At 43.5% G+C, this 5,274-nt stretch carries 5 protein-coding genes; 2 read left to right on the top strand and 3 right to left on the bottom strand.

The window, feature by feature from the left end; genetic code table 11:
* Together IQ229_RS11840 and IQ229_RS11835 are read right to left on the bottom strand one after the other, a co-directional pair.
* The coding region (locus IQ229_RS11840) for an ATP-dependent Clp protease proteolytic subunit (RefSeq protein WP_194043911.1) at positions 1–165 on the bottom strand (165 nt) is incomplete at its 3' end.
* A gap of 142 nt (positions 166–307) precedes the next feature.
* Positions 308–970, bottom strand: a complete 663-nt coding sequence (locus IQ229_RS11835; protein ID WP_194043910.1) for an ATP-dependent Clp protease proteolytic subunit — start codon at positions 968–970, stop codon at positions 308–310.
* A gap of 238 nt (positions 971–1,208) precedes the next feature.
* On the opposite strand from IQ229_RS11835, the gene IQ229_RS11830 reads away from it, so the two are divergent.
* Positions 1,209–2,465: a vWA domain-containing protein gene (locus tag IQ229_RS11830; RefSeq protein WP_194043909.1), complete on the top strand. Its 1,257-nt coding sequence runs from the start codon at positions 1,209–1,211 to the stop codon at positions 2,463–2,465.
* Complete coding sequence (locus IQ229_RS11825) at positions 2,462–3,742, top strand: vWA domain-containing protein (protein ID WP_194043908.1); 1,281 nt, start codon at positions 2,462–2,464, stop codon at positions 3,740–3,742. The genes IQ229_RS11830 and IQ229_RS11825 overlap by 4 nt, the downstream gene beginning before the upstream one ends.
* Before the next feature lie 43 nt (positions 3,743–3,785).
* Here IQ229_RS11825 and IQ229_RS11820 read toward each other — a convergent pair whose 3' ends face one another.
* A complete protein-coding gene (locus tag IQ229_RS11820) occupies positions 3,786–4,769 on the bottom strand; it encodes a phosphotransferase enzyme family protein (RefSeq protein ID WP_194043912.1) in 984 nt (327 codons plus the stop codon).
* Positions 4,770–5,274: the final 505 nt, after the last annotated feature.

Below are 5,274 nucleotides of genomic sequence, written 5' to 3'. Positions count from 1 at the left end.
GTCCAGATACAGCATTACAGCAATAATTTGATTGGCAATTTCATCATCAATATCTCGCCCCAAGAATATAATCCGTTCCCGGTAAAGGCGATCGTAAATGCTAATCCAATCTGTATATTGTCCTCCGGGCATCCGGTAAGGAACTTTAGGAACGCCTATAGGCATAATTTACTCCGTTTTTAATAATTTGCGGATGGTAGGAGAGTTAGGAATAACTCATAACTCCTGTACAGACGCGATTAATCGCGTCTCTACTCAGCACTCAGCACTCAGCACTCAGCACTCAGCACTCAGCACTCAGCACTCACTAGAGGACACTGGCAGGAAGTGGGGGATTTGCGAGTTCTTCTTTCTCGAAAACTCGGTCAATTAAACCGTATTCCTTCGCTTCGTAAGGTGTCAGATATAACAGACGATCCATGTCTTTAGTAATTTTTTCTGGGGGCTGTCCAGTAGTTTGATGCAAGATATCAACTAACGCCCCTTTATTTACCAAAACTTCCCTAGCGCGAATTTGAATATCCGTTGCTTGACCTTGGGCGTAGCTCTTAGGCTGATGCAGGATAATCGAGGAGTGAGGCAAACTAGCACGGCAACCTTTCGTACCAGCACTGAGAAGCATCGCTGACATACCCATCGCGGAACCGACGCAGATGGTATGGATAGGAGGCTTGATATATTTCATGGTGTCATAGATGGCGAAGGCTTCGGTTTCAAAGCCAATGGGTTCGCCACTGTAACCGGAAGTGCCGGTGGAGTTGATATAGATTTTAATCGGTTTTTCGGGGTCGTCGGATTGCAAAAACAGCAATTCGGCCACGATTAATTCCGTGACAGCAGGCACCAGAGGCATCCCAATATAGACAATTCGCTCCTTCAATAAGAGGGAAGGTAAATCTGGCGGTGGTGTCCGGTAAAAGTTATCGCCGTAATATGGGGCTTGAACAGCCTTAATTGGGGAAATGTCCATAGCAACTGATCGCCTGAAACTATGCCGTTAACTGTAATACATCCTAGCGCGATGCCACCCTTCCTCAAGGTGCGGATTTCTCCCTAATGCTGAAGGTGGCTTCGCATCTGCCAATGCTTGGCTTCTAAGATATTCTGATTATATTAGTGTATTTATGTTGGATAAGTTTTCCGTAGAGCTAAAGTAGTGCTTTGAAGTTATTTTTTAATATGTATATCCTGAATAGGGACTCTGAGTTATGAAGGTTAATTTGCAGCCTGCCTTGAATGATGGTAATTTGGACGCAAATCAACTGAACAGTCAACGTCAGTTGGGAATTTCGATTTCGGCGATCGCAGAGACTCAAGATCGCCATGTACCTTTGAATTTATGCTTAATTCTTGATCATAGTGGTTCGATGAATGGGCGATCGCTAGAAACGGTCAAAAAAGCCGCGAATCGTCTGGTAGATAGACTCAACCCTGGCGATCGCCTCAGTGTGGTAGTTTTCGATCACCGTGCCAAAGTCTTAGTACCCAGTCAAAGTGTCGAAAATCCAGAGAAAATCAAACAGCAAATCAATCGCCTAGCCGCCGATGGTGGAACTGCGATTGATGAAGGGTTGCGTTTGGGCATTGAGGAGTTGGCGAAGGGCAAAAAAGATACTGTTTCCCAAGCCTTTTTGTTAACTGATGGGGAAAATGAACACGGTGATAACAATCGCTGTTTGAAATTTGCCCAATTGGCTGCTAGCTATAATTTGACTTTGAATACTTTGGGATTTGGTGACAACTGGAACCAAGATGTTTTAGAAAAAATTGCCGATGCTGGCTTAGGTACTTTATCTTATATTCAAAAACCCGAACAGGCTGTGGAAGAGTTTAATCGCCTGTTCAGCCGTATTCAAACTGTGGGATTGACTAATGCTTATCTGTTATTCTCCCTGATGCCCTATGTCAGACTAGCAGAACTCAAACCTATTGCCCAAGTTTCTCCAGACACAATCGAGTTACCACTGCAACAAGAAGCTGATGGACGCTTCGCTGTGCGGTTGGGAGATTTAATGAAAGATGCAGAACGGGTAATCTTAGCTAATATTTATTTGGGACAATTGCCAACAGGTGAACAAGCGATCGCTAATGTGCAAGTTCGCTACGATGATCCAGCCGCCAACAAGGTAGGTTTAGTTACACCAAATATCCCCGTTTATGCCCATGTAGTGAAAAACTACCAAGCAGACCCGAATCCCCAGGTGCAACAGTCAATTTTAGCATTAGCGAAGTATCGTCAAACCCAGCTAGCCGAGACGAAATTACAACAGGGCGATCGCAGTGGTGCAGCGACGATGTTACAAACGGCTGCGAAAACTGCTTTGCAAATGGGAGATACTGGGGCGGCGACGGTGTTGCAAACTTCTGCCACCCAGCTACAATCTGGTGGAGATTTATCTGAAAGCGATCGCAAGAAAACCAGAATTGTCTCCAAAACAGTTTTGCAAGATACCCCTCCGCAATGAAAGTTAAATTGCTCTCGGCGTTAAATGACAATAATGTTGATGTGGCTCAAACAAGTAGCCAACGTCAACTAGCAATAACGATTTTTGCGATTGCTGGTGAGTCCGATCGAAATCTACCACTCAATCTCTGCTTGATTTTGGATAAAAGTGGTTCCATGCATGGACACCCAATTAAAACGGTGATCCAGGCTGTGGAAGGATTAATCGATCGGTTGAAAGTAGGCGATCGCATTTCAGTTGTGGCTTTTTCCGGTTCTGCGGAAGTCATTATCCCCAACCAAGTCATCCAAGACCCCGAAAGCATCAAATCTCAAATAAAAAGCAAACTGACTGCTAGCGGCGGCACTGCGATCGCTGAAGGTTTGGAACTGGGAATTACAGAACTGATGAAGGGCACAAGAGGCGCTGTTTCCCAGGCGTTTCTGCTGACGGATGGACATGGTGAAAGTGGTTTGCGGATTTGGAAATGGGATATTGGGCGAGATGACAACAAACGTTGTCTTCAACTCGCGCAAAAGGCTGCCAAGCTGAACCTAACTATCAATACTTTCGGATTTGGTAATAGCTGGAATCAGGATTTGCTAGAAAAAATTGCCGATGTCGGTGGTGGGACTCTAGCCCATATTGAACGTCCTGAACAAGCTGTGGATCAATTTAGCCGATTGTTTGGGCGGATTCAATCTATTGGGTTAACTAATGCCTACTTACTATTATCTCTAGTGCCCAATGTCCGACTAGCAGAATTGAAACCCATTGCCCAAGTTGCCCCAGACACAATCGAGTTACCAGTGGAACCCGAAGCTGATGGTAGCTTTGCTGTCCGTTTGGGAGATTTGATGCAAGATGTAGAACGGGTAGTTTTGGCGAACATTTATCTGGGACAATTGCCAGAAGGTAAACAAGCGATCGGGCATTTGCAAATCCGTTATGATGACCCATTGGTTAACGAAGAAGGTTTACTTTCGCCCTTGATGCCAGTGTATGCAGATGTAGTGCGAGCCTATCAACCGACATCCAATCCGCAGGTACAACAATCTATTTTAGCATTAGCGAAGTATCGCCAAACCCAGTTAGCCGAGGCGAAATTGCAACAAGGCGATCGCACTGGTGCAGCAACGATGTTGCAAACGGCTGCTAAAACTGCTTTACAAATAGGTGATAAAGGGGCGGCGACAGTGTTGCAAACTTCTGCTACTCGCTTGCAAGCTGGAGAAGAACTTTCCGAAGCAGACCTCAAGAAAACTAGGATTGTATCAAAGACCGTTTTACAGGAATAGATATTGCAATGGACTTGTTGTGTCGTAACCGCCACCGACTGCCTTAGTATTTATCAAGCAGAAATGATTCGCCCTGAAGATACAGATGAACGTGTTCTTTGACGATATACGGCACGGTTTCCGAAATCCACTTATGCTCTTGTGGATTATTTACATGAAAAGAAAGTACTTCAATCAGCGCCATGATAAAGAAACCTTCTGTAATCTGTAAGTAATGTTCAGGTAGCTTATGAATAGCTTGATAGCCTTCAAAAAAGGAAGGTCTGACAGTAGGAAGTAAATATTGAAGCGAACTTGCAATATCGTAAAGATAGTATCCAAAGCCACAGCGAGCAAAATCGATTGGACGGAATTCCTCGTTGTGCAATAAATAGTTGCCCTCATGAAGATCAGCGTGAATCAGTCCCCAGATATTTTGTGTCTGACCCAGTGTTTCTATCATTCCTTGAACTTGACAAGCCGCCACTTCGAGGGTCTTGTAATCTTCTGCTGAAATCAATTCTTGTAATACTGCTGGATAAAGTGCCGAAAGTGCTGCTTGCAGCCGATTCTGATCATAGACTGGGCGAACAAAGTTTTCTGGCAGTTGCCACTGACTACTATGCTGATGCAATCTAGCTTGCAACAAACCGAGTTGGTAAGCTTGTTCTGGAGTTCGTTCTCCGTTGAGGTTGTTGCCATCAATCCAATGCAGCAGTGAGCAATAAAACATTTCTCCGGTCTCATCTACAACTTGAGTGAGCCATCTATCTTGTAGATTTTTTACTGGCTCCTGCACAACAATCTCTGTGTCATGACGCAAGGCAGTAAGCCACAAAAGTTCTGACTCAATCACCTGTGGTCTTTGCCATACATCGCCTTGTAACTTAGATATTGGTTGATGAATACGGAGAAGAAATTTTTCCGCTTGTGTTTTTATACAGTAGGTTACACTTCCACTATGACCTAAAAAATAACGCTCTCCTTGAGCCATATCATATTGTGCAAAGGCAGCTTTCGCTATGTAGTCATAGATGTTATCCTGCATTTTTCCTATAACATCTTGGTTGGTATACATACTTTAATCTTAAGTCCTACCAATCAGTTTGCGATTGCGCCCTTACAGATCACCTAAGCGGCACAACTAGTTATTGGAATTGTTCTAGATATCCACCTTATTAACTAATCGCAAGCTTTCGGCTCAACTATATACCAAAATCAATGCGCGAATTACTTAAATAAACAAGCAAACTGGGGTTTGAGAAAGTAAAAGCTCTTTTTACTTGCGGAAAACACCAAAATGAGAAAGCAAACTGGGGTTTGAGAAAGTAAAAGCTCTTTTTGCTTGCGGAAAACACCAAAATGAGAAAGCAAACTGGGGTTTGAGAAAGTAAAAGCTCTTTTTGCTTGCGGAAAACACCAAAATGAGAAAGCAAACTGGGGTTTGAGAAAGTAAAATGCCATTTTGAGTAAGCAATATGCCTTTTTGCTTATTAAATATGAAGTTTTGAGAAAGTAATATACCTTTTTGCTGATTAAATATGAATTTTAGT

Origin of the sequence: Nostoc cf. edaphicum LEGE 07299, assembly GCF_015207245.1 — a bacterium.
Taxonomy (GTDB): domain Bacteria; phylum Cyanobacteriota; class Cyanobacteriia; order Cyanobacteriales; family Nostocaceae; genus Nostoc; species Nostoc edaphicum_B.
This window is presented reverse-complemented; position numbering and strand designations above follow the sequence as displayed.